The organism is Marinobacter sp. (assembly GCF_040904845.1).
GTDB lineage: Bacteria > Pseudomonadota > Gammaproteobacteria > Pseudomonadales > Oleiphilaceae > Marinobacter.
The window spans coordinates 37,589-62,860 of sequence record NZ_JBBDSR010000081.1 but is presented as its reverse complement, the minus strand read 5'-3'; the positions used below and the strand labels follow the sequence as shown (position 1 = coordinate 62,860).

Here is a 25,272-nt window from a genome sequence, read left to right as displayed (position 1 = left end):
CTCCTCAGGGTATTCACCAGCCGGTCACTCATCGGGTGCCGATCTTGTCGATGACACTAAATTACCGGTGCCCCTTGCATTGAACAATATCCCTAAACTACATTTTAATATCCTCAGATAACACACAAGACAAATCCATCATGCAAAACATTGCAACTCCCGCCCTGGCGGGCCGGCAGAACTCTCTGGGCGACATCAGCGTTCTGTACGTTTCCGTGCTGATGAGGGCGGTGTCCGCCGAAGGTCATGACCCCTTCGCGCTGATGGAACGGTTTCGGCTGACCCAAGAAACCCTCACCTCTCCCGATGCCCGCATCAGCATTCCGCGATTCATGCGGCTGGGGCAAGCTGCCATCGAACTCACCGGCAACCGGGCAATTGGCCTCACCATGGGCTCGCTGACACGCCCGGTGGACGCCGGCCTTGCCGGGCTCGCGGCCCAGGCGGCCCCAACGACCGGGGAAGCGTTGACCGCGCTGATTCGCTACAGCCTGCTGACCAGCCGTAACAGCCGGGGAGCCGCCAGCACATCGGACAACGGCCGGCAGGCGCACTTTTACTCAATTCGCCCTTACAACGTTTTCAACTACTTCGTGGTGGATTCGGTGATGGCCGCCTGGACCAGCTTTTTACGAACCATCAGTGGCCGTCACCGGGTGCTGGAACGAGTGGCGATCGAATACCCGTCCATCGGGCTGGATGCCACTTTCGAGCAATGGTTTGGCTGCCCCGTGCAGTTTGGTGCCAGCAGCAACGCGCTGACACTGGCGCAGGATATTGGCGGCACACCGTCGCTTCAGGCGCAGCCAGCCGTGCACACCGCACTGACGAGGCAATGCGACGAGCTTTTACAGAAGATACGACTCGGATGGACAACCAGGGATCGGGTCCGGGACTTGCTGACGCCTTTGCTGCAAGGCGTGACGCCGTCGTTGGAGACCATCGCTGCACGGCTGGGTATTGCGCCCTGGACGTTGCGGCGGCAACTGGCGGATGAACAAACGGGGTTTCGCGAACTGGTAGACCAGACTCGAAAGGATCTGGCAGCAGAGTATATCCGGGAGACAAAAACGTCACTGGCGGAAATTGCATGGCTTCTGGGCTTTGCCAATCCGGCGGCGTTTCACAAGGCCTATCGACGGTGGTTCGATATCAGCCCGGGCGAGCACAGGAAACAGTTCCATGAGGAGCAGACGCGAAAAGGCATACGCTGACTCAGGGCTGGCGCACTGGATACACGGAAAGCAGGATCAAAATTGGGCAAAGCACAATCAGGAAGGAAAAATGGCGGAGCGGACGGGACTCGAACCCGCGACCCCCGGCGTGACAGGCCGGTATTCTAACCAGCTGAACTACCGCTCCGCGTTGGTCATCACCTTCAGGATCTGAAATCGCTTTCTCTTTTAAGATCAGGCGTTTCTGTCCACTGCAATCAGGGGCCTGACTGCTTGGTGACAACGAGGGCGCATTATAAAGAGGCCCCCGGTTATGTCAACGCTTTTCCCAAAAAAACTTCATGGGGTGCGATGCCTCTACATGGCATCGACCATGGCATCTTTACCTTGGGCGGTCTTGCGATATTCGATCGGCGTCATCCCGGACCAACGCTTGAAAGCACGGTAGAAGGTGCTTGGCTCGGAAAACCCGGTCAGGTAAACGATTTCGTCGATGGACTCATCGGTGGTTGCCAGCAACTGACGGGCCAGACGATAGCGGAAATCCGCGAGTACCTGGTTGAAGCTGGTTTCCGCTTCCGTCAGCCGGGTGCGCAGCGTTCTTGGCTTGATACCCAGCCGCTCGGCGACGGCATCCAGGGTGACTTCGCCGCTGTCCAGCAGTTCCGCCACAATGCGCTCAACCTGGCCAACAATGTCTTTTTTCTCCAACCGGGCGACCTGCTCGCTGGCGAAACGCTCGTGCAGGTCCAGCAATTCCGGCTCGGCGTGAGGGGAAGCATGGGACAGCATCGCAACAGGAAAGTACAGCCGGTTCTGCTCCGCGCCAAACAGGACTTTGCAACCCATCACCTCTTCCACATGGTCCTGACCATGCTCACGGTCATGCTCAAATTCAATGCGGGAGGGCCGGAACTGATGCTCGGTGATGGAATTGAAGAAAATGATCAGGCCGAGAACGAAACACTCGTTGAAATGCCTGAGCTGACTGATCTCCTCGGAAGCGGCGTCCAGCACCATGCAGGCTTCGTCACCCTCGATGAAGAAGTCGGTATTGGCGGCGTCACTGAGCAGGCGCTGGTAATTCTGGGCACGGTTCAGCCCCTCCCCGAAGGTCGGGCTGCTCAAAAACAGGTACTCAAGCACCTGCCCTTTATACGCTGGCAGCAACTGCCCCAGGTGCAACCCGATGTCGGGGTCACCAGACACATCCTCTACCGCCTGCCAGAAATAGACCTGGGCACTGTGGGGGGTTCTGAGCTGATCGGTGTATACGTAATTTTCATCCACGCCCAAACGGCTGAAGATTGCCTGCGTGTCGATCCCCTTCTTTTTCATCGCCTCGTAGATCAGACGTAACATCACTCCTGCGTCACGAAGTTCCTGCATAACATCCCGCTTTATAGTTGTGTTTGGAAGCCGCCTTGGCCCACCGGACATCCGCCGCTGGACGCCAAGTCAATGTCGTGTCCGGCCGGGTTTGCCAGACTTTGAGACCTTGGTCTTATATATTAGAGCATATCAGGCCAGACGCGCACAGTTGTACCAGAATGTTTACATGCCTGACTTTTTGGTGACCTAATAGCGCTTAACTGTTTCCAAGTGTTGGAGTTTCATTACCATGCCGGACACCACAATCTATCAGAACACCCCTCCGTCACTCTGGTCCCTGTATGGCAAGGCCATCCTGCCCGGCAGGCAGCGCCCCAGCGGAGACCTGACCATTCCGGACATGAGGGCGCGCCTGACCGGCGTTAGTACGGCCAACGATAACCTGAAACGCTACCAGAGGGTATGCGGTTTTTCAGCCCAGACAACGAGTGCGCCGATCACCTGGCCACACATTCTGGCATTTCCGCTACACCTGAAACTGTTGACGGAAAAGGCATTCCCACTGCCCCTGCTCGGTCTGGTGCACCTGAACAACACCATCACCCAGCACCGCCCCGTGGCGATTGGCGAAATTCTGGACATAGATGTTCGGCTGGACGGCGAGAAGCAGGGCCCAAAAGGCCTGGAGTTCGACCTGGTCACCGAAGCCCGGTCGGCGGGAAAAATGATCTGGGAGGAAACCAGCACCTTTCTGTTTCGCCAGGCCCAGTCAGGCAGCTCGACCGGCAAGACACCCCCTCCCGAACTGGAACGGTTCCCCAATACCCTTAACATTACCGCCGCCGAGTCCATCGGGCGGCAGTACGCCAATGTTTCCGGTGATCGCAACCCGATACACCTGCACGCATGGACGGCAAAAGCTTTTGGCTTTCCACGAGCCATCGCCCACGGCATGTGGAGCAAGGCGCAGGCACTTGCCTGCCTTGAACAGCAACCAGACTGGAACGGGCACGGCGTCACCGCAAGCTGCCAGTTCAAGAAGCCGCTGTTTTTGCCGGGGACGGCTCAACTGAACTGGAAGACGGGCTCGAAAGGGTGGGACTATCAATTACTCAATGCGAAAGGCGATGCCCCCCACCTGACTGGTGAGGTGCGCTGGGGCTAATCCACCCCACAAGGATTACCCTGAATACCAGCCACGGGCAACGTAAAAAAGAAGCGAGCGCCGCCATCGCCGGGGCGCTCAAAGCCGATGTCGCCGCCCTGCGCCTGAATCAGGGAACGGCACATGGACAAGCCAATGCCCATGCCGTCCTGTTTGGTGGTGTAGAACGGCAAGAACAGCTTTTCTTCGGCCTCATCCGGCAGGCCCGTGCCATGGTCACGCACCTCGATTCGCACGCAGCCTGTGGCGCACAGCGCAGCTGACACTTGCACCGGAATTGATGAACCTGCGCTGCGGGTCGCCTCAAGCGCATTACGAATCAGGTTGAGTGCCACCTGCTGCACCTGGATCGGGTCGGCCAGCACTTCTGGCACGCTGTCTTCGACCGTCACCTCAATGCCACCTTCGTTGTTACGCATGTCCACTTCGGCAAACTGGCGGGTATCTTCCAGTAGCGCCGGAACAGACAGAACTTCTTTACCGGTGGCGGGCTTTTTCATGAATCGCCGAATCCGACGAATAATTTCGCTGGCACGGTGGGACTGGGCCTCAATTTTATCGAGGGTTTCCTGTAACAGTGCCCGATCCAGGTCTTCTTTGGCCATCATACGCTTGGCCACACGGGCGTAATTGGTGATCGCGGTGAGCGGCTGGTTCACTTCATGGGCGACGCCCGCAGCCATCTCCCCCATCGTGGACAGGCGGGAGGCATGGGCCAGTTGATCGCGCTGTTCCTGAACCAGCGCTCTGGCACCCTCAAGCGCCTGTTCGTTCTCAAGCTCCGCCGTAATGTCCCGGAACACCACCACGGCACCGTGAAGGGTTTCGCCATCCAGTTTGGGTGTTGAACGGTACTCTGCCGGAAACGACGTGCCGTCACTGCGCTGCAGCACGATATCACGCTGGTTTTCAGCCACACCCTGCCGACAGGTCGCCTGCACTGGCACAGCCCCGGATTCGGCTTCGACAGGGGCTACATGCAGTTGAAAAAAGTTCTGACCAATCAGTGTTTCAGTCGGGCTGCGCATGATCAGCGCGGCGGCCGGATTGGCAAAAACAATATTGCCGTCAGCGTCCAGCCCGTAAATGCCCTCGCTGATGGCGTTGAGTATGCGGGCCTGATCGTTTTCAAGCTGGCGGTTACGGGCCTGAAGTTCCCGCTCGAGGCGAATGACACTGGCGTGAGTTTTCACCCGCGCAATCACTTCTTGCGCCTGAAAAGGCTTGGAAATGTAGTCGGCTCCGCCGAGCGCAAACCCTCTAACCTTGGCCTCGACGTCGTCAAGGGCAGAGAGAAAAACCACCGCGCTGTCTGAGGTCGCCGGCGCAGCCTTCAGCCGCTGGCAGACCTGATAGCCGTCCAGCTCCGGCATCATGATGTCGAGCAGGATGACTTCAGGCTGGTGGCGATGCGCCAGATCAAGCGCCTTTTCGCCATCATTGGCAATGAGCAGGCGGTACCCTTTGTCTTTGAGAGTCTCATAGAGAACTTTCAGGTTCTGGGGATTGTCATCCACCAGAAGAACGGTGGTCTCGTCGGACTCACTGACAGCTTCAGTCATATAAACAGGGCCGGTTGAAAAGTTACCCGTATCATGCCGGCCGAATCATCGGGCGTCGATAAGGTCCTTTACTGACAAGACCATACGGACCAGATGCGCCAGGGAATGAGTCCCCATTTTGTGCATCACCCGCGACCGGTGAATTTCCACCGTGCGTTGACTGATCTCAAGCTCTATGGCGATGACCTTATTGGCCTGACCCGCAATCATGCGATCCATGATTTCATGTTCACGCGGGGTCAGACTCTTGATGCGCTTGATGATCTCCTGCTTTTCATCAAGGGATTTGCGCTGTTCGCGATCCTGTTCGAGTGCGGCCTCGATTTTTTCCAGTAACGCCTCTTCCCGGTAGGGTTTCTGGATGAAGTCGACAGCCCCTTCTTTCATGGCGTCAACCGCCATCGGTACATCGCCATGGCCGGTCACGAAAATAATCGGCAGGATGGAGTGCTTGTCATTCAGCTTTTTTTGCAACTCCATGCCGTCCATTCCTGGCATGCGGATATCCAGCACGATACAACCGGCCATTTTTTCTGAGTAATCCCGCAGAAACGCGGTCGCGTTTTCATAAGGTTTTACCGATTTGCCATCGGATTTCAGCAGCAGTTCCAGCGAATCACGAACCGCTTCATCATCCTCTACTACGTATACCGTTTGCTGGATATCAGTCATGTGATCTTACTCTCCTATCCCTTATTATCGTTGCCCGTCAGTGAATCGACGGGTCTTTATGGTCATCCCGGGCGTGCTCCTGGCGTTCATGCTCTCGCATAGCCTCCAGCCGTCGCTGAATAATGCCGAAAACGCTCTGTTTCGGGTACCGGCCCTTGTCATCGGCCTTGCCAGCGGGCTTGCCCAGCAACAGTGCAATGGCTTCCTCGGCACGGCTGACGGAATACACCGCGAACTTGCCTTTGCGCACCGCTTGCACCACATCGCTGTCGAGCATCAGGTTCTGCACATTGGTCTCGGGCACAACCGCCCCCTGGGTGCCAGTCAGGCCGCCTTTAAGCTGACAGGTATTGAAAAAACCCTCAACTTTCTCATTCGCGCCACCGATCGGCTGCACCTCGCCGAACTGGTTCACCGAGCCGGTAATGGCCAGATCCTGTCTGACCGGCAACTCCGACAGCGCCGACACCAACGCGCACAGCTCGGCCAGCGAGGCACTGTCGCCGTCCACCTCACCGTAATTCTGCTCAAAGGTGAGGCTGGCTGACAGGTGCATGGGGTCATTCACGGCAAAATGGGCCGCCAGCCAGGAGCTGAGAATCATCACGCCCTTGGAGTGAATGTTGCCCCCGAGTTTGACGTCACGCTCGATATCCATGACCGCACCGTCTCCATAATAGCAGGTCGCGGTAATGCGACTGGACAAACCGAACTCGAACCCCCCGGTGGAAAGCACCGACAGCGCATTCACCTGCCCAACGCACGTGCCGCTGGTGGACACCAGTGTGGAGCCATCGCGGATGGAGTCGTAAAACTGGTCGCGGATACGGCTGCTTCGGTATTTGGCGCTTTCCAGCGCACGCTCCACGTGCAGGTCCTGGATGAGTTTTGCGCCGGTCTGGCGAGCCCAGAAATCCGACTCCCGCAGCAGGTTCGCAATATCTGCGGCGTGCAGCGACAGCCTATCCTGGTGTTCTGCAATACGCGCGCTGTACTCGATGATCCTGGCAACGGCCTTGCTGGAGCAGTGCAGTAATTTCTTCTCGCTGACCAGGCTGGCAATAAATTTCGCGTACAGAACCTGGCTCTCATCGGAGCGGTACATTTCGTTTTCGAAATCGGCCGTCACCCGGAACAGCTCGTTGAATTCGGGGTCATAGTCCTGCAGCAGCAACCAGGTCTCCCGGTCACCGAACAGCACGAGTTTGACATCCAGCGGCACCGCTTCCGGCTCAATGGAAATGGTGCCGGACAACGTCAGCTCACGCTCCAGGGAGTTGATCTCAATCGACTTCGAGCGCAACGCCCGCTTGAGGGCGTCCCAGACAAACGGGTGCTCAAGCACCTTGATGGCGTCCATCAACAGGTAGCCGCCATTGGCGCGGTGAATGCTGCCGGGGCGTATCAGCGAGAAATCGGTGAACACCGTGCCCTTGTAGGTCACGCTCTCCACATACCCAAACAGGTTGTGGTACGTCGGATTGTCCTCGACCACAACCGGCACTTCGTTGTTTTTCTGATGCACCAGGAGGTTCACCAGGTAGCGCCGAGGCATTTTCTTGTCCAGGGACGCATAGGCGATGGCGGCTTGCTCGTCGTTGTCTTCAAGGAAGATATCCAGGCTTTCGGCCATGTCCTTGCGCACCGCCTCAATGTGCTCAACCACCTCGGGCAGGTCTTTATATTTTTCCACCAGCTCGTCAAGCTGATGACCGGAAATACCTTCCAGCGTTTCCTGATTGAGCGCCTGCTGCTTATCGGCGTATTCCTGTTCCCAGTCCGCCAGCTTACGCAGGGCCTGACGCAGTTTTTTCTCGAGACGGTTGATATCGTCCTCAAACTTGTCCCGCTGCTGCTCCGTCAGATCCCGGAACGACTCGGCGGTGTGAGGTTCAGTGCCGTTCATGGCGACCAGGCGATAACCACCCGGCGTTGACACGTTCAGGCTTACCTTTTTGCGTTTAGCCTGAGCAGCCACCCGCTCAAGCTCATCTTCCTGCTTTTTGCCGTATTCGTTTTTGAGCTGTTCAGACCGCTCCAGGAAGCTGTCGCTGTCGAACGTCTGGGGGATGATCTTCATCAGCCGCCCCATCAACCGTTCCATATCCTGCTTGAGCTGGGTGCCTTTGCCGGCAGGCAGCCTTAGAATCCGGGGCACCCGGGGCTCCTCGAAATCCGCCACGTAGCACCAGTCATGACTGCTGTGCTCGGTATCCACGTGATGCTCCAGATAGCGCAACATCATCGTGCGTTTACCCAGCCCGTTGCGGCCCACCGCATAAACGTTGTAACCGCTGTGCGGCATGGCCAGCGCAAAGCGAACCGCTTCCTGAGCACGGCTCTGCCCAACAATCTCCGCCAGCGGCTGTAATTGCCGGGTTGTTCTGAACGGCAAATCTTTTAAAACACACGCTTTGTACAACTGGTGCAGGGACAGTGACTTCAAGGTTCGGTCCTGTAACGGTCTGAATGCTATGGCAGTTACGCCCAGGGGCGCGGCACTACCATCTGATTTAGCTTATGGCCGATCATTGTAGAATCTGCCGCCCGCCATGTCGCGTTCCTGCCAAAGATTTATCGGCACACGTCGGACAATCCGTTTTTTGTTATTCAGTTCACAGTTTCAGGCCTGGTCATTTTTCAGACAACTGTTCCAGAACTACACTTCCTCTTCCGGTGGACATCCGGGCTAAAACAATCATAAGTCACGCAGGGGATGCCTACACACGATGAGCGATTCCGCAGACCGCAGAATCAAAGCGCGATATCCCGCTATGTGCCTGAAGGTCAGGCTGCGCGAGCGCGGCTTTTTTGGGCGTGGCAAAAACCCGACCAGGGTCACCTGCCTTGACCTGAACCGTTACGGCATGGGGGTTCTGTGCCCACGACCTGTGGAGGCGGGTGCCAGGTTGTATCTCGCTTTCGATGAAAAATACATCTCGGAATCCCGCGTGGCCGCACAGGTGGTTGACTGCCAGCCGTTTCAAACCGGCTATCGCGTCAGTCTTCGTTTCAGTTATTGCTCTGATCAAAGGGGATATTCCCGAACCGTGGACAATGCACTGTCCCGGATTGAAGGTCTATATAACCGCTTTGCCAGCTGAGCCTGTCGTGTTTACAACAGCCCGGCATCCAGGCTGGCTGCCACGTACATCCCCAGCTCCCGGCACTGGTCTTCAAAGTCATTCCTGTACTCCCCCCGGCAAAGCAGGGGCTCCTGAATCAGTTTCCAGCGCAGGCCGGTGGTAATACTTTCTATCGCGCGATTGGTGCCGGTGCCGTCATGGCCGGCGCGGATGTAGTAGGCAAATGGAAGGCCCTGGGTCAATTCCAGGCAGGGGTAGTAACTGCGGTCAAAGAAATCCTTGAGAGCTCCGCTCATGTAACCGAGGTTTTCGGTGGTGCCGAGGATGATGGCATCGCAGGCAAGAACATCGTCAGGCCCGGCATCGAGCGGGGCCAACACGGTTACTTCAACGTTTTCGATATCTTCATGGCGGGCACCCTGCTCTGCGGCTTCGCGCAGCTTCAGAGTGTTGGGAGACGGCGCATGGGCAACGATCAACAGCTTCTTTTTGTTGCCCATACCCCCTCCCCGGCATTACTTAAAGCAGTTCACCACTGGTTTCGGCCTGTTCAGCAGCAGCCGCCTCGTCTTTCTTGGACACCGGCTTGGGCATCAGCTTGTCGCGAACCTTGGCTTCGATTTCGTGAGCAATTTCCAGGTTTTCTTCCAGGTACTTACAGGCATTCGCTTTGCCCTGGCCGATTTTGTTGCCGTTGTAAGCGTACCAGGCACCGGATTTGTCGACGAAACCTTCCTTCACGCCCATGTCGACCACTTCGGCCATGTGGTAGATGCCCTTACCGTACATGATCTGGAATTCGGCCTGCTTGAACGGCGGCGAAACCTTGTTCTTCACCACTTTGACACGGGTTTCGTTACCGATCACTTCGTCGCCGTCTTTGACGGCACCGATGCGGCGGATGTCGAGGCGCACAGAGGAGTAGAATTTGAGGGCGTTACCACCCGTGGTGGTTTCCGGGGAACCGAACATAACACCGATTTTCATGCGGATCTGGTTGATAAAGATCAGCAGGCAGTTGGCGTGCTTGATATTGCCGGTCAGTTTCCGCAGAGCCTGGGACATCAGGCGGGCCTGCAGGCCAACGTGGCTGTCGCCCATTTCACCTTCAATTTCGGCTTTCGGCGTCAGCGCCGCGACGGAGTCGACAATGATGATGTCTACCGCATTGGAGCGAACCAGCATATCGGCGATTTCCAGCGCCTGCTCACCGGTATCCGGCTGAGACACCAGCAGTTCGTCCACGTTCACGCCCAGCTTTTCGGCGTAAATAGGATCAAGCGCGTGTTCTGCGTCGATAAAGGCACAGGTTTTGCCATCTTTCTGGGCTTCGGCAATCACCTGGAGGGTCAGCGTTGTTTTACCAGAACTCTCCGGACCGTAGATTTCACACACCCGACCGTAAGGCAGGCCACCAATCCCCAGGGCGACGTCCAGGCCAAGAGAACCGGTGGAAACCGCAGGAATGGCCTCCCGGGGCTGGTCGCCCATCTTCATGACAGCGCCCTTGCCGAACTGACGTTCAATCTGGCTCAGTGCTGCGTTCAACGCTTTGTTGCGGTTGTCTTCCATCGGTACAAAACCTCATGCCTGTATATTTGAACAGTATTAAAACACAACCGGTTGGCAAGACCAACCCCCTGTTTTCAGGATTGCTTCACATACTCGCTAACGCCTTGCAATGCATACAGAACTGCTTGTCGGCGTACCGCATCCCGGTCGCCCTCGAAGCGTTCCAGCCGTGCTTCCATAGTCTTGAGGCTACTGCCCCAGGCAAACCAGACGGTGCCCACCGGCTTGTCCTCGCTACCGCCGCCGGGGCCGGCGACACCACTGATCGCCACGGCGACGTCAACGCCGGTCACCGCCAGCGTGCCGCCCACCATCTGCCTTACCACCGGTTCGCTGACCGCGCCACACTCCCCCAGGGCCTCTTCGGATACACCGAGCATTTCGTGCTTGGCCTCGTTGCTGTAGGTCACCAACCCACCATGCACATAGGCAGACGACCCCGCCCGGTCGGTCAATATTTTTGCCACCCAACCACCGGTGCAGCTTTCTGCGGTGGCGATCGTCCAACCTGCGCCGGTCAGCAGATCGCCAAGGTGGTTCCCCGCCAGCTCAAGATCCTGGTCCGTGATCAACATAATGATCTCCTTCGTTTCATCCTTGGCGTTATTTTCTTACAATCCGGGGCTCCGCATAAAGCCAATGGATTCGGACGCCTTCATGTCAGCAGCTCAGACCGACCTATCGCAGCACACGCCCATGATGAGGCAATACCTCAAGATCAAGGGCAAACACCCCAATGAGCTGGTGTTCTACCGCATGGGGGACTTCTACGAGCTGTTTTACGACGACGCCAAAAAAGCCGCCGAGCTGATGGACATCACGCTGACGGCCCGCGGCCAGTCTGGCGGCAACCCCATTCCCATGGCCGGCATTCCCTATCACTCCGCTGAAGGTTACATTGCACGGCTGGTACGGGCAGGTCAATCCATCGCCATTTGCGAGCAGGTCGGCGACCCGGCCACCAGCAAAGGCCCGGTGGACCGGCAGGTGGTGCGGATCGTCACTCCCGGCACCTTGAGCGACGACGCCTTCCTTGAAGACCGCCGCGACAACCTGCTGGTGTCCATTTTCAGCCAGCGGGAACGGTTCGGCTTCGCCTCGCTGGACATCTCCAGTGGCCGCTTTGCGGTGGCCGAGCTCGACGATCTGGAAGCCCTGCAGGGCGAGCTCCAGCGCCTGCAACCAGCGGAAACTCTGATCAGTGAGGACTTTCCCTACCAGGAGGTATTGGAAGGGTTCACCGGCATTCGCCGCCAGGGCCCCTGGCTGTTCGAGTCCGACACCGCCCGCCGGGTGATCACCCAGCAGCTGCAGGTACGGGACCTGACCGGCTTTGGCTGCGAAGAACTGACTTTGGCGATTTGTGCCGCCGGTTGCCTGCTTCAATACGCCAAAGAAACCCAGCGCACCGCCCTGCCCCACATTCGCAAACTCACCCGGGAGCGCCGTGAGGAAGCGGTGATTCTGGACGCCACCAGCCGCCGCAATCTGGAAATCGACATCAACCTGATGGGCGGCCACCAGCACACCCTCGCCTGGGTGATGGATCGTACCGCTACCGCCATGGGCGGACGCGAGCTGCGGCGCTGGCTGAACCGTCCGCTGCGGGACGTGGACACGGTGCAGCTGCGCCAACAGGCCGTGTCGGCATTGCTGGACGGGTTCCACTACGAACCGATCCACGATCTGCTGAAAGCCGTGGGCGATATCGAGCGGGTTCTGGCCCGGGTGGCACTGCGCTCCGCGCGTCCGCGGGATCTGGCGCGGCTGCGGGATGCCTTCGCGGCCTTGCCGGACCTCCAGAAAACCCTGCAGCCGGTGAGCTCCCACCACATAGTGAAACTGGCCACCGTCATCGGTGAATACCCCGAACTGGCGGATCTGCTCGAGCGCGCCATCATGGATAACCCGCCCGTGGTGATTCGCGACGGCGGCGTGATCCGCGAAGGCTTCGACGAAGAACTGGACGAACTGCGAAACATCAGCGAAAACGCCGGACAGTACCTGCTGGATGTGGAGACCCGGGAAAAAGAGCGCACCGGCATCAGCACCCTGAAAGTGGGTTACAACCGGGTTCACGGTTATTACATCGAGATCAGCCGTGCCCAGTCCGATCAGGCACCGGTGGACTACATTCGCCGCCAGACCCTGAAAAACGCCGAGCGCTTCATCACGCCGGAACTCAAGGAGTTCGAGGACAAAGCGCTAAGCGCCAGGAGCCGCGCCCTGGCCCGGGAAAAATCCCTGTATGACGACGTACTGGAAACCGTGGCCGAGCAGCTGGCACCGCTGCAGGACGCCGCCCAGGCACTGGCGGAACTGGACGTATTGAGCAACTTCGCTGAACGCGCCACCAGCCTGCGCTTCACCGCGCCGGAATTCAGCGAAACCCCAGGCTTTGACATTGAAGAAGGCCGCCACCCGGTCGTCGAGCAGCTACTCAGCGAACCTTACGTGCCCAACAATCTGCTGATGGATACCCAGCGCCGCATGCTGGTGATTACCGGCCCGAACATGGGCGGTAAGTCCACCTACATGCGTCAGGCCGCGCTGATTGCCCTGCTCGCTTACACTGGCAGTTTTGTGCCCGCCAATCGCGCCTTACTCGGGCCAGTAGACCGCATTTTCACCCGCATGGGCTCCTCCGATGACATCGCCGGTGGCCGCTCCACCTTCATGGTGGAAATGACCGAAACCGCCAACATTCTTCACAACGCCACCGAATACAGCCTGGTATTGATGGACGAAGTGGGTCGCGGCACCAGCACCTTCGATGGCCTGTCTCTGGCGTGGGCCACGGCAGAGCATCTGGCGAAGGAAATCCGCTGCTACACTCTGTTCGCCACCCACTACTTTGAGCTGACGCAACTGGCGGATGAGCTTCACCACGCCGTCAACGTGCACCTGACCGCCACCGAGCACGACGACAGCATCGTGTTCCTGCACAACGTTCACGATGGCCCCGCCAGTCAAAGTTACGGCCTTCAGGTCGCCAAACTGGCCGGTGTACCACAGGATGTGATTCGCCACGCCAAGGCCCAGCTGGCTCATCTTGAAGGTGCCAGCACGCCGGTCAGCCCCATAACCACTGGCGCTGGCCCTACCCACAACGAGGTTCCGCCGGCGAAAACCCTTCGTGAACCACCACCCAGCGAGTCAGCCTGGCAGGGAGACATGTTTGCGAGCGCGGAGCCAAGTGCCGTGGAAAACGCCCTGAAAACGCTCGAGCTGGACGACCTTACCCCGCGGGAGGCGCTCAATCGCCTGTATCACCTGAAGGAACTGATGCAAAAATAGCGGGCAGAAACGGCCAGATTGACCTATGTAATAAGGTTATATCAGGGTGACGCTTGCGGGAGCCGGGGCCGCTCCCTACAATATCGCGCACCAAAATATAATGATGGGGCCCAAACGGCGCTCCTGATGAGATTGAACGACCACTGGACCAGGGATCTGACTATGGCTTTTATCGTTACTGATAACTGCATCAAGTGTAAATACACCGACTGCGTAGAGGTATGTCCGGTTGACTGCTTTTACGAAGGCCCGAACTTTCTGGTGATCGATCCGGACGAGTGTATCGACTGCGCCCTGTGTGAACCGGAATGCCCGGCCGAGGCTATTTTCTCGGAAGATGAGCTGCCCGAGGATCAGGTTCAGTTTGTCGAACTCAACGCCGATCTGGCTGGAAAATGGCCGAACATCACCGAAAAGAAAGACCCGCTACCGGATGCGGAAGAGTGGGACGGCAAGACCGGCAAGATCCAGTATCTGGAAAAATAACCCGGACAAGTCGCAAAAAAGGGAAGCATCAGCTTCCCTTTTTTTATGGCCCGCAGTCCTGTCAGCTGACTGCCAGTTTGCCCCCCATGATCACAAAGAAGCCACCCGTCAGCGTATTCAGGGCACGCCCCAGGCTCCGGCTCACCCCCAGCTCCCGGAAGCTCACCAGCACCCAAGCCAGTCCACATTGCCAGATCATTGCCAGCAGGAAGTGCACGCCGGCCAGGATCAGCGACTGCTGGAAAGCATTACCAGCCGGATCGATAAACTGCGGCAGCAGCGCCATGTAAAACAGCGCCGTTTTAGGGTTAAGCACATTGGAAAGCAGGCCTTCACGGAACGCCGCCCTGGCTGACCCAGGCACCCGTTTCTCAGCCTTCACCGAGGCCCCCTGAGACTTTCCGGGGGCGATTGCCCGCCGCAGCGACCCAATACCCAACCAGATCAGATAACAGGCACCCGCCCATTTGAGCGCGGAGAAAGCCCAGGCGGTTTCCACCAGCAATATGGAAATGCCCAGCGCGGACAGGCTGGCGTGAACAAACAGGCCGCTGCAAATGCCCACGCTGGTTACGCAGCCATCCCCAAGGCCACCACGCGCGGTGTTGCGCATCACCAGAAGGGTATCCACCCCCGGTGTTACCGTCAGCAGTGTAATCGCGACCAGGTAGCCCCAGAACAACTCGAAAACCACACCATGCCCCCAATCAGATTATGGCTGGAGGCACGTTTTCAGGCCCCCTGCTGGAGAACTTTTTTCGCGGCGGCGGATTTATAGAATGACGACAACCGCCGGCGCAACAGCGCCTCAACATATCCCTCTTCCCGCAACACGTCCACAATGGGCAGCGCGAGTGCGTCAATTTCCGCCATAATGACATCGCGGGTCACGCCGACATCCCCCAACAGATCCGCGATCGGACGATCCCCGTATTTCGCGAACAGGTGAGCCACCACCGCCTCGACACACCCTTTGAAATACTCGGTCTTGCGGAAGCGTAACCAGAACTCATAGCCCAGAACGACGAATTCCTGCAGCTGAACATCTCCCAGGCCCTCGTGCAGATCCGCGACAGTACGGTCTTCCACGGACACCCAGGCCGCCATGACGCTGTCCCGCAGCTCATCATCCGACAGTGCCCGGTGCAGGAACTGTTCACTACGGGCGATAAGGCCTGGCAGGCTGTCAGACAGCCAGGCCTTGAGGCGGCGTTCAAAGGTCTCGTCCAGTCCGGGGACCGCCCTGTTGGCCATCTTCTTGCCGAACTTCATCATCGAACCAACGCCGGGCACCGACTTGGTGATCAGGTTGTCTTCGTACAGGTAGTTGACCAGGCCGTGATACACCACATTGGAGACCAGCTCCTGGTACACCGGGTGCGCCATGATTTCGCTGATGACACGCTCACGCTGATGGCGCAACTCCAGGGCTTCTTCCAGAAAACCGGTGGCCTGCTCCCGGGAAATAATATCACCCAGGGTCGTAGTCTCCTGGACCGGAGCATTCAGCACTTCGGTGGCCATCTCGGCAGCAAGTTCCGGAATGCCGGCATCCAGCTCCATGTCCACCACAATGCGCTGGATCACCCCCATAATCTGCGCTTCGGAGACCAACCGGCTCAGGGTGACCGTCTGCGCATGATTCAGCAGCTCACTGACCTCGGTATCCAGGAACTTGCGCAGCTTTGCGCCTTTCAACGAAGCCATTTCATGCTTGACGTGCTGTTCCAGCAGCGCGTTGGCGAGGTCCGTATTGCCTTGAGTCATGGTGTCAGCTGTCCTGTTTGTTGGGATGAAACCTAGGGCCCAAGGCTAACACGAAGACCGTCGTGACCGGTTTGCCAAAAATACAGCAAAGTGGATGCAGGGGGGCCAGTAAGCCGGTGCTTTAAGCCTGAACCGGAACTACTGGAAGTCGCTGAAGCTGTGAGGCTCCGACGCCAGCGCGAGGCAGAGGCTGCCGGGGCCCACATATATGCTGCTGGTAATGCCCATTTGCGACAGCAGCAGTTCCACGTCGTTGCGTTCACAAGCGTCCCGCAGGCGATTCAGCCCGGGCAAATCTTCGATTTCGGTCCAGGTCAGCCCACAGGACAGGCTCACGTAGGGCGTCAGCAGCCCCGCGTCCACTCTTGCGGCGGCGTAATTCATGACCTTTTCCACCGCCATCTCAAAGCTGCGGGTTTTCGCGGCTGGCCGGCCTTCCGCGCCCTGGCCGAAGATGACCGGGGTAATGTTCAGGGCCTTACCCAGAAACGCCACCAGGGCGGATACACTGTTATCACCGCGGCGGCGCGCGCGCTCACGAATGTAGTGCAGATCCCGGGGAATCACGCAGGTGTAAATCTTGTCGGTGAAGGTTTCCACTTCATGGCGCAGAACGTTTTTCGATACTTTCTGACGGATCAGCCGGAGGGTATGAGCCGCCAGCAGGCCCTGGCCCGCAAAAATCTGCTTGCTGTCGATGACCCTCATGGAGAAACGGCCTTCCCGGCCTGCGGCCTTGCGTGCGTCTTCGTAACGGGACATCACGCCGTTCATGGCTTCGGTGGCATTCTGGTAGATCAGACTGCGGCTTCGGGTCACGGTCTCGCAGATGGCCACATCGAACTGAGTGACGATCTTTTCCATGAACAGATCGTGAATCTGCTCGGCGCTGAAGGCCTGGGTTTCCGCCTGATGTCCTTTCTGCAGCAGGCCACTCTGGTAAAACTCCTGGGTGCGCACGGGGTCGTGTTCATCGATATAGGTCTGACCGTCGATCACGGCGGTGACGGGAAGAATAAACAGGTCGTGCTTGCGGCTGAATTCATAGGGCAGATCGCACGCAGAATCCACGATAAGACCAACTCGCATGGGGGTGCCTCCGGCGGTGGGAGGTTTCTCTTGGAAACTCCCTTTTTTGTCGTTGTTTTTAGTAGCGCTTAGTCTTACACAAAGTGATCAGATTTTCAGCACCGGTCGCTCACGAGTTTGGTGCGGCGGTGTCCAGCTCCCGCAGGTTCGCTTTCAGCAAGGCCCGATTGTCCTGCTGCCAGGGGTGGAAGCCATCACGAAAATAGGCCAGAAACTCCGGCAGACACTTGCGCAGTATGCCCGGCTTGCCCCACAGGAAGTTGAGCCCCCCTACCCAGGTCTTCACACTCCAGAGCTTGCCGTCGGTTTTCAGCAAGCTACAGGTGTTGATGAACGTATATTTGAAGAAATTCCAGGTAACGAACAGGAAAACGATCCGGCGAAGACGTTCATTGCCAACACAATGGCGGTATACGTCGAACGCCACGGACTTGTGCTCGGTTTCTTCAATGGCGTGCCAGCGCCACAGGCTTCTCATCGCCGGCGTCGCGCCCTCCATCCACTCCGGGTGCCGCAGGATGGCGTTTGCCAGTACCGCCGTGTAATGCTCAGCCCCGCAGGTGCCGGCCAACTGGCGGCTCGGTGGCAGGTTGCCGACCCATTCCATGTGCTTGCAGAAACGCGCGTCCAGCTTATCGATCTCATAGCCACGGGCCTTGAGCGCCTCGTTGTAACTCTTGTGTTCGCGGCTGTGCAACGCTTCCTGGCCGATGAAACCGCGAATCTCCTGCTGCAGTTTCGGGTCATCAATCCGGTCACGGTACAGACGCACAGCGTTGATGAACTGTTGTTCGCCATCGGGAAACTGCAGGGAGAGCGCGTTGAAAAACGCCGTTCTGAAGGCGTTATTGCCGTGCCACAGGGTTTTGAGGTCTTCGGCCACATCAAAGCGAAGTTGCCGGGGCGTGACGGACACGTCGTCGGGCGTGGAACTGATGGTCATGGCTGCCTCCTGTTTATTATGGTTCTGGAACGGCGAACGAAAAGTAACCAGCCGATTCAGTGTAAACCCGTTAACAGGACAGACGGTAGTAGCGGAGGGTGTTTTTGGACAGAATGTCACAAAATGACAGATCGTCAAAAAAAAGGGGGTATGATCAAACCGATACCCCCAAGGACACACAGTGGTATGGCCACCCCCAGCACAGAAGGCTGAAGGTGACCGGGTTTAGTGCTCGTCTGGGGTTTTAGTACCCGGAGCTTCCGGATCAGCGGTGAAGCCCAACAATTTGGTGCGCTCGATCAGGAAATAAAGAACGGCGCCGGTGGCCAGTCCCCAACCCGCGCCATAGACCGCCAGCACCACACCCATGGTGCCGGCGATGCCGCGCTCGGTGTTGTTCTCCAGTTGTTCCAGACCCACCATCAGGCAGATGTACCCGGTCAGTAGCAGGGTCAGTGACAACGCGATCGGCAGGACCGGCTGGAAGAAGCTCACCAGCGGCAGCATGAACAGCGCGATAAAGCCGGTAATCCAAAAGGTACCACCACCGCTGTAGATGGAGTCCATGGCGTTACGACCGTATTTGTAGCGCTCCGCCATGGTGGCGGTGACCGCGGTCCAGATCGGGCCGGCCAGGCCCGGATAGGGTGCGAAGAAGGCGTGGCCACCGTTACGGATCGCCGTCACCAAGTGGGCACGGTCAATGCTGTTTTCGATGTCTTCGTCCTTGCGCAGATGGTCCACACGGCTCATCAGCGATTGACCCACCACGATGTCACCAAAGGCGATAACGTAGGCGATCACCGCCGTGGGGACCGCGTACATAAACACGCTGGCATCCGGAAAGCCGACACTGAACGGCAGGTAGTTCCACAGCTCATCAAAAGCCGGTTTGGTGATGCCCCACTCGACGTTTGGCACGGCGTACTCACCGGTGGCAAAGCCCACCAGAATAGCCACAATCATGCCCGGCACCATGCCGTAGTTGGCAATCTTGCGAGCAAAACCATTGGTGTCCACGAAGCCTTTGAACGACACCGAAAACATCAGGTACAGGCACACCAGGCCGCCCACAATCAGCGAGATCGGCGTTTCCGCCAAGCGGCCACCGGATTCAATCTCTCCCATCAGCGCGGCAATACCGGCACCGATGATAATGCCGCCTTTCATGGACCGGGGTATGAGCTCCACCAGCTTGCTACCGAGGCGGGTAACCCCCAACACCAGGAAGATGATAAAGACGAGGAACTGCAATGCGAACAGTGCCTGAATAGCTTCGGGGCCGGGTTCGTAGTCGCCCAGAAACAGCAGCACCACAGGGATGCCCGGGGTAATCCAGCCCGGCACCAGCGGTACGCCGAGCAACGCCGGCAGCATGAAGCCGATGCCACAGATCACCACATACGCCAGCGCCACGTCATACGGCACGCCCAGGTAGGTTTCCAGCAGCGGAATCATCGCCAGACTGACCACGAACATGATCAGGGCCTGAACCATCTCCGCGAATTCCCAGCGGTAATGGACAAAAGGCAGTCGAATTTTAAAAGGGCCGGCCGGCCAGTACGGCTGCTCTTCACCGCTTTTTCGATGGAAAATTTGCATAAAAGGGTCTCCTGGCGCACGCCAAAGCGTGCACCTGATGTTGTTTTTGTCAGGGTATTTTGCGAGGCGCTGCGCGCCAGGTCAGTGGAAAGCCCGGTTATTCGAGCTCTTTGGCCTGGTCACGCAACACAAATTTCTGGATCTTGCCGGTGGATGTTTTCGGCAGCTCCGAGAACACCACGGTCTTAGGGACCTTGAAGCGGGCCAGATGCTCGCGGCAGAAGCTGATAATATCTTCCTCGGAAACCTCGCCGGCCTCCGGCTTGAGAGTGACAAAGGCACAGGGCGTTTCGCCCCATTTCTCGTCCGGACGGGCAACAACGGCCGCCTCGAGCACCGCCGGGTGGCGGTATAGCGTGTCTTCCACTTCGATGGTGGAAATGTTCTCACCGCCGGAAATGATGATGTCTTTCAGGCGATCCTTGATTTCCATATAGCCGTCTTCGTGCCATACCGCCAGGTCGCCGGTGCGGAACCAGCCGCCCCGGAAGGCTTCCTCGGTGGCTTTCGGATTCTTCAGATAGCCCTTCATCACGGTGTTGCCACGCAGGAAGATCTCGCCAATGGTCTGGCCGTCTTTCGGCACCGGTTCCATGGTGTGGGAATCGCCCACCATGGTGCCCGCAAGCGTGTGGTAGCGAACGCCCTGGCGGGCTTTTTTCCGGGCGCGATCATGCAGCGGCAGGTCATTCCACTTGGACTTCCAGGCGCACACGGTCACCGGGCCGTAGACTTCGGTCAGGCCATACACATGGGTCACCGCAATGCCCATTTCCTCAATGGCTCCGATAACCTGAGCCGGGGGCGCTGCGCCGGCGGTCATCGACTTCACTTCATGATCGATACCGGCCTTGGCGGACTCAGGCACGTTCAGCAACGCGTTCAGTACAATGGGTGCGCCGCACATGTGGGTCACCTGATGATCGCGGATCAGCTGCAGAATTTTCTCCGGATCAACTCTGCGCAGGCATACGTGGGTGCCCGCCATGGCAGTGACGGTCCAGGGGAAACACCAGCCGTTGCAGTGGAACATCGGCAGGGTCCAGAGGTAGACCGGGTGCATATCCATCGACCACACGGCCTGGTTGCCCAGGGCGTTGAGGTAAGCACCCCGATGGTGGTACACCACACCTTTGGGGTTGCCGGTGGTGCCGGAGGTGTAGTTCAGGGAAATCGCATCCCACTCGTTCTCCGGGAAGCGCCACGCATACTGCGGGTCGCCTTCCTGCAGGAAGGCTTCGTAGTCAAGCTCACTGACCTGGGTGCCCTCGCCGTACTCCGGGTCATCCACGTCGATCACCAGCGGCTTGGTGTCGAGGCGGCTGACGGCCTCGCGGACCACCTCACCGAATTCGCGATCGGCGATCACCACCTTCGCTTCACCGTGTTCCAGCATGAACGCGATGGCTTCGGCATCCAGGCGAACGTTGAGCGTATTGAGCACCGCACCGATCATCGGCACACCAAAGTGGCATTCCACCATGGCGGGAATGTTGGGCAACATGACCGCTACCGTATCGCCACGGCCAATCCCACGCCCGACCAATGCGGACGCCAGGCGGCGGCTGCGGTCGTAGGTTTGCTGCCAGGTGTAGCGCAACGCGCCGTGAATAACCGCCGGGTAATCCGGGTACACACTGGCGGTGCGCTCGATAAAATCAATGGGAGACTGAACAGCGTAATTGGCATCGACGGGTTCAAGACCCTGGTCAAAAATCGAGGTCATGGTTGTGGTCCTCTGTGAGCTGCATTGTTCTTATGGTGTATTCAGGGAGTACGCTATAACAGCTATACTTCAACTTAACTAAAATAGTATTTGATCGGGTAAATACTAGAAATTACACCAACGTATTATAGTAATAATACTATAAAATCGTCATTGCATAGGATTGTCTACCCTGATTCATCTTAGCCCACTTCAGGATCTTGACCCGGAAGCCACCCTGTTACTGGATCATCAGGGTCGGATTCTGGAGCACAACAAGGCCGCCAGAACACTGTGCGACCATTGTGACGACGTCTCGGCGCTGTTGCCGGTGAACAGCCGGGCACTGGTGGCAGCCTGCCTGGATCAGGGCCGCGCCATTGAAGCGGTGGAAAGCCGCATTGCCAACTGCATCCTGCTGTGGACCTTTGTGCCGTTGGAGGAGGCGGGCCGAGTCATCGCCCGGGGCCGGAACGCCACCAACGATATTCGCGCGCTGGACGAAGCAACCCGCGCCAGCCGCCTTTACCGGCTGATCACCGAAAACACCACCGACCTGATCTCGCGCCATGCACCCGATGGCCGTTTTATCGACGCCACGCCGGCGTCCTGGCGGTTGCTGGGCTACTGGCCAGAAGAGCTTCGCGGTAAGCCACTCGAAGACATCTTCCAGGGTGCCGGAGTGAGCCAGCAACTCCAGGACACCCGCCGCATACTGCGAGACGACGGCTACGCCACCATGACCCTGGAAATCACTCATCGGGACGGTACCCTGCGTTGGTTTGAAATTGCCAGCCGCGCCATCCGGGAAACCTACACCGGCGCCGTCATCGAAGTGGTGAGCGTGTCTCGAGACATTACCGCCCGCGTGGAGTCGGAGGAAAATAATCGGCGGCTGGCGGATGAACTCGCCCACACCGCACGGCTGGCCACCCTCGGCGAACTGGCGTCGAGCATCGCCCACGAGATGAACCAGCCACTGGCGACCATCGTGAATTTTGCCAGCGCCAGCCAGCGCTACCTGAAACAGGCACGAGACAACCCGGAGTGCCTGGATCGGGTGGACGAGGGCCTGCAGCGAATTACCCACCATGCCAACCGGGCGTCGGAAGTGATCAAGCGCTTGCGGGCCTTTCTGCACAAAGGCCAGAAGCGCACCGCGCCCATCGCCATCAATGACGTGATCACCAACGTGGTTCGACTGTGCCAGTGGGACGCGGAGAAAAGCGGCACCGTCATCAAAGACGGTCTGGCCGATCCCAGCCCGGTAGTGACCGCCGACCCCATGTTACTCGAGCAGGTGCTGATGAATCTGGTTCGCAACGGCATTGAGGCAACGCAGGAGTCCGGCCGAACCGACCGCGCTTCGCCCGCCCACATTACCATTACAAGCTGCACCAACCACGACCGGGAAACCCTGATCCAGGTAACCGATGAAGGCCCCGGTCTGGACGACGACGGCCTGAGGGACATGTTTACCCCGTTTTATACCAACAAACCCCAGGGCCTTGGCCTTGGTCTGTCCATGAGCCGGTCCATTATCGAAGGGTTTGGCGGGTTCCTGGATGCAACCCGCGCGAGACCTGGCGGCCTGACACTGACCTGCCGCTTTCCGCCCACTGTGACAACACGGAAACAACCCACACACCCACCGGAGAATTCCCGGAATGACTGACACCCCCAGCACGGTTTATGTGGTCGATGATGATGCCGGCATGCTCGAATCTACCCAGTGGCTGCTGGAATCCGTGGGATTACGGGTCGCCGCCTTCCGCGACGGTCGCCAGTTCCTGGATACCCTGGACATGGTTCAGAGCGGCTGCGTCATCCTGGATGTGCGCATGCCGGGCCTGGGCGGGCTGAACGTACAGGAAGAGCTGCAGAAGCGGGGCTCGCGGCTGCCGATCATCTTTGTGTCCGGGCATGCGGACGTGCCGATTGTGGTCCGGGCGTTCAAATCCGGCGCGTTCGATTTCATCGAAAAGCCGTTTAACGAGCAACTGCTGCTCGACAGCGTGCAACAGGCGCTGCAGGACCACCAGCAAACCAGCCAGCAGCAGCGGGGAGATGACGACACCGACGCACTGATCGGCACCCTTACCCGCCGCGAGCGAGACGTTTTCCTGCCGCTGGCTCAGGGGTATACCAGCCGGGAGATAGCGGACCGGCTGGAGGTTGGCATCAAGACCATCGATCTGTACCGATCACGGGTGATGAAACGGCTGGGGGTGGACCGGGTGCCCGACGTAACCGGCATAGCCGTGGCCGCCGGGCTACTCAACCCACTGAATTTGCGGAATTCAACCGATTAAGGATTGCTCTGCCAGCTCCCCGAGCTGGCGTACGGCACCTTCGATGCGCTCAGACCAGGGGTTGGCACTGTTCAGCCGCAGGCAATTGCTGTACTTGTCAGCCGTTGAGAACATCAGCCCCGGGGCCACGTTGATGTTGTGCTCACGGGCCCGCCGATACACCTCAGTCCCGGTATTCTTCCCGGGCAATTGCACCCAGAGCACAAACCCGCCCTGAGGGCGGCTGACCGCTGTACCCTCCGGAAACCAGCGAGCCACAGCGGTGCGCATGCGCTCAGTGGTTTCCCGGTAGTTCTGCCGGGCCGAGCGCAGGTAGCGGTCATACCCACCCTGCTCCAGGAAATGCGCCACCGCCAGTTGCGGAATGCTCGCCGTTGCCAGGTTAATAAAATACTTGTGTTGCCGGGCCTCGGCCATATAACGACCGGGCACCATCCAGCCCAGGCGCAGTCCGGGAGAAATGGTTTTCGAGAACGAGCTGCAGTAAATCACGTTGCCGGTGCGGTCAAAGGCCTTGGCCGGGCGCGGGCGTTCTCCGCTGTGGAACAGGTCACCGTAGATATCGTCTTCAATCAGCGGCACCCGCGCGTCTTCCAGCAGGGTAACCAATTGGCGCTTACGCTCATCCGGCATCCGCGCGCCCAGCGGGTTGCTGTGATTGGTCACCACCACACAGGCCTTCACCGGCCATTGTTCCAGCGCCACCTGCAACCCTTCCAGGCTGAGGCCGTCGGAAGGGTGCGTGGGCACTTCAATCACCCGCAGGCCGACCAGCTCCAGCGCGTGGAGAATACCCGGGAACGAAGGCGACTCCACCACCACAATATCACCGGGCACCGTCACCGCTCGCAAACCCAGAATAATGGCTTCCTGGGCACCGTTGGTGGCGAGGATATCGTCGGCCGTGACAGGCACGCCCAGCGCCGCCATGCGCTGAGCCAGTTGGCGGCGGTAGGATTCTTTACCGGGAAACGCATAATCCTGATATTCCAGCCCACGCCGGGCCGCCCAGAGGATGGACTGCTGGATCTGGCGAACGGGAAGGAAGTCCGGGTGCGGCACCGCAGCGGCCAGAGGCACCATGCGTTTCTGTTCATCAACGCAGAGCTCCAGCGCCATATCCCGGGCACTGACTGGCATCGGCCGTGCCCGGTATCGCTGCATGACCGGCTCCGGCACTTCTCTGGTCGGTAACCGCACGAAATAACCGCTACGCTCCCGAGCCTGCAAATATCCCCTGCCCTCCAGCGTCTGATGAGCCTGAAGCACCGTGGAAATACTCACCCCGAACTGACGGCTCAGCACGCGCACGCCGGGCAGCCGCTCACCTTCGCGATAGACACCGTCGCGAATCAAGGCCTGAAGCTGATCCGCTACCTGATTATAGAGAATACCCATAACGCTATCCTGCCAGAGCCCCGGTTTTCCCGTGCAGTACAGTTTACCCGGATTTACACCGGTACAGATGCTTTATCAGTCAATCTGTACCGGTGCAAAAACAGATTAT

The 25,272-nt window shown here is 58.5% G+C and carries 21 protein-coding genes and 1 tRNA gene; 7 read left to right on the top strand and 15 right to left on the bottom strand.

Annotated elements, in window-relative coordinates; genetic code table 11:
* Positions 1-140: 140 nt before the first annotated feature.
* On the top strand, positions 141-1,214 hold the full coding sequence (locus WD429_RS11055) for an AraC family transcriptional regulator (protein WP_368422231.1): 1,074 nt from the start codon (positions 141-143) through the stop codon (positions 1,212-1,214).
* A 71-nt stretch (positions 1,215-1,285) separates the two neighbouring features.
* Here WD429_RS11055 and WD429_RS11050 read toward each other — a convergent pair.
* Together WD429_RS11050 and WD429_RS11045 are read right to left on the bottom strand one after the other, a co-directional pair.
* Positions 1,286-1,362, bottom strand: a tRNA-Asp gene (locus WD429_RS11050).
* Between the two features lie 170 nt (positions 1,363-1,532).
* Positions 1,533-2,564 carry an AraC family transcriptional regulator gene (locus WD429_RS11045; RefSeq protein WP_368422230.1) on the bottom strand — a complete coding sequence of 344 codons (1,032 nt, stop codon included), beginning with the start codon at positions 2,562-2,564 and terminating at the stop codon, positions 1,533-1,535.
* Positions 2,565-2,796: 232 nt separating this feature from the next.
* On the opposite strand from WD429_RS11045, the gene WD429_RS11040 reads away from it, so the two are divergent.
* The gene (locus tag WD429_RS11040; RefSeq protein WP_368422229.1) at positions 2,797-3,672 is read left to right on the top strand and encodes a MaoC/PaaZ C-terminal domain-containing protein; all 876 of its coding nucleotides are present in this window, start codon (positions 2,797-2,799) and stop codon (positions 3,670-3,672) included.
* Here the strand turns inward: WD429_RS11040 and WD429_RS11035 are convergent.
* Genes WD429_RS11035 through WD429_RS11025 form a run of 3 tightly spaced genes read right to left on the bottom strand, consistent with a single transcriptional unit; the run spans position 3,669 to position 8,352 of the window.
* On the bottom strand, positions 3,669-5,234 hold the full coding sequence (locus tag WD429_RS11035; protein WP_368422228.1) for a response regulator: 1,566 nt from the start codon (positions 5,232-5,234) through the stop codon (positions 3,669-3,671). The genes WD429_RS11040 and WD429_RS11035 overlap by 4 nt on opposite strands.
* Positions 5,235-5,279: 45 nt before the next feature.
* Complete coding sequence (fixJ, locus tag WD429_RS11030) at positions 5,280-5,906, bottom strand: response regulator FixJ (RefSeq protein ID WP_368422227.1); 627 nt, start codon at positions 5,904-5,906, stop codon at positions 5,280-5,282.
* Between the two features lie 37 nt (positions 5,907-5,943).
* Complete coding sequence (locus WD429_RS11025) at positions 5,944-8,352, bottom strand: Lon protease family protein (protein ID WP_368422226.1); 2,409 nt, start codon at positions 8,350-8,352, stop codon at positions 5,944-5,946.
* A gap of 283 nt (positions 8,353-8,635) precedes the next feature.
* Here WD429_RS11025 and WD429_RS11020 point away from each other — a divergent pair, with 283 nt between their 5' ends.
* On the top strand, positions 8,636-9,010 hold the full coding sequence (locus WD429_RS11020; protein ID WP_368422225.1) for a PilZ domain-containing protein: 375 nt from the start codon (positions 8,636-8,638) through the stop codon (positions 9,008-9,010).
* A gap of 11 nt (positions 9,011-9,021) precedes the next feature.
* Here WD429_RS11020 and WD429_RS11015 read toward each other — a convergent pair whose 3' ends face one another.
* From WD429_RS11015 to WD429_RS11005, 3 genes are all read right to left on the bottom strand, one after another.
* On the bottom strand, positions 9,022-9,492 hold the full coding sequence (locus tag WD429_RS11015) for a flavodoxin family protein (protein ID WP_368422224.1): 471 nt from the start codon (positions 9,490-9,492) through the stop codon (positions 9,022-9,024).
* A gap of 19 nt (positions 9,493-9,511) precedes the next feature.
* The gene (recA, locus tag WD429_RS11010; RefSeq protein WP_368422223.1) at positions 9,512-10,564 is read right to left on the bottom strand and encodes a recombinase RecA; all 1,053 of its coding nucleotides are present in this window, start codon (positions 10,562-10,564) and stop codon (positions 9,512-9,514) included.
* Between the two features lie 74 nt (positions 10,565-10,638).
* On the bottom strand, positions 10,639-11,139 hold the full coding sequence (locus WD429_RS11005; protein WP_368422222.1) for a CinA family protein: 501 nt from the start codon (positions 11,137-11,139) through the stop codon (positions 10,639-10,641).
* An 82-nt stretch (positions 11,140-11,221) separates the two neighbouring features.
* On the opposite strand from WD429_RS11005, the gene mutS reads away from it, so the two are divergent.
* A complete protein-coding gene (gene mutS / locus WD429_RS11000) occupies positions 11,222-13,861 on the top strand; it encodes a DNA mismatch repair protein MutS (protein WP_368422221.1) in 2,640 nt (879 codons plus the stop codon).
* Positions 13,862-14,023: 162 nt separating this feature from the next.
* Complete coding sequence (fdxA, locus tag WD429_RS10995; protein WP_368422253.1) at positions 14,024-14,347, top strand: ferredoxin FdxA; 324 nt, start codon at positions 14,024-14,026, stop codon at positions 14,345-14,347.
* A 61-nt stretch (positions 14,348-14,408) separates the two neighbouring features.
* Here the strand turns inward: fdxA and WD429_RS10990 are convergent, their stop codons facing one another.
* The 6 genes from WD429_RS10990 to WD429_RS10965 form a co-directional block, all read right to left on the bottom strand.
* Positions 14,409-15,041: a LysE family translocator gene (locus WD429_RS10990; RefSeq protein ID WP_368422220.1), complete on the bottom strand. Its 633-nt coding sequence runs from the start codon at positions 15,039-15,041 to the stop codon at positions 14,409-14,411.
* Between the two features lie 38 nt (positions 15,042-15,079).
* Complete coding sequence (locus WD429_RS10985) at positions 15,080-16,114, bottom strand: hypothetical protein (RefSeq protein ID WP_368422219.1); 1,035 nt, start codon at positions 16,112-16,114, stop codon at positions 15,080-15,082.
* 138 nt (positions 16,115-16,252) lie between these two features.
* On the bottom strand, positions 16,253-17,203 hold the full coding sequence (locus WD429_RS10980; protein WP_368422218.1) for a DegV family protein: 951 nt from the start codon (positions 17,201-17,203) through the stop codon (positions 16,253-16,255).
* Positions 17,204-17,312: 109 nt separating this feature from the next.
* Positions 17,313-18,146, bottom strand: coding sequence for a metal-dependent hydrolase (locus tag WD429_RS10975; protein ID WP_368422217.1), 834 nt, complete (start codon positions 18,144-18,146; stop codon positions 17,313-17,315).
* 225 nt (positions 18,147-18,371) lie between these two features.
* Positions 18,372-19,748 carry a solute carrier family 23 protein gene (locus WD429_RS10970; protein ID WP_368422216.1) on the bottom strand — a complete coding sequence of 459 codons (1,377 nt, stop codon included), beginning with the start codon at positions 19,746-19,748 and terminating at the stop codon, positions 18,372-18,374.
* Between the two features lie 97 nt (positions 19,749-19,845).
* Positions 19,846-21,474, bottom strand: coding sequence for an acyl-CoA synthetase (locus WD429_RS10965; RefSeq protein WP_368422215.1), 1,629 nt, complete (start codon positions 21,472-21,474; stop codon positions 19,846-19,848).
* A 163-nt stretch (positions 21,475-21,637) separates the two neighbouring features.
* Here WD429_RS10965 and WD429_RS10960 point away from each other — a divergent pair, with 163 nt between their 5' ends.
* Positions 21,638-23,128: a sensor histidine kinase gene (locus tag WD429_RS10960; protein ID WP_368422214.1), complete on the top strand. Its 1,491-nt coding sequence runs from the start codon at positions 21,638-21,640 to the stop codon at positions 23,126-23,128.
* The gene (locus WD429_RS10955) at positions 23,121-23,765 is read left to right on the top strand and encodes a response regulator transcription factor (protein WP_368422213.1); all 645 of its coding nucleotides are present in this window, start codon (positions 23,121-23,123) and stop codon (positions 23,763-23,765) included. Before WD429_RS10960 ends, WD429_RS10955 begins: the two co-directional genes overlap by 8 nt.
* Here the strand turns inward: WD429_RS10955 and WD429_RS10950 are convergent.
* Positions 23,754-25,163, bottom strand: coding sequence for a PLP-dependent aminotransferase family protein (locus WD429_RS10950; RefSeq protein WP_368422212.1), 1,410 nt, complete (start codon positions 25,161-25,163; stop codon positions 23,754-23,756). The two genes, WD429_RS10955 and WD429_RS10950, sit on opposite strands and share 12 nt — an antisense overlap.
* Between the last annotated feature and the right edge of the window lie 109 nt (positions 25,164-25,272).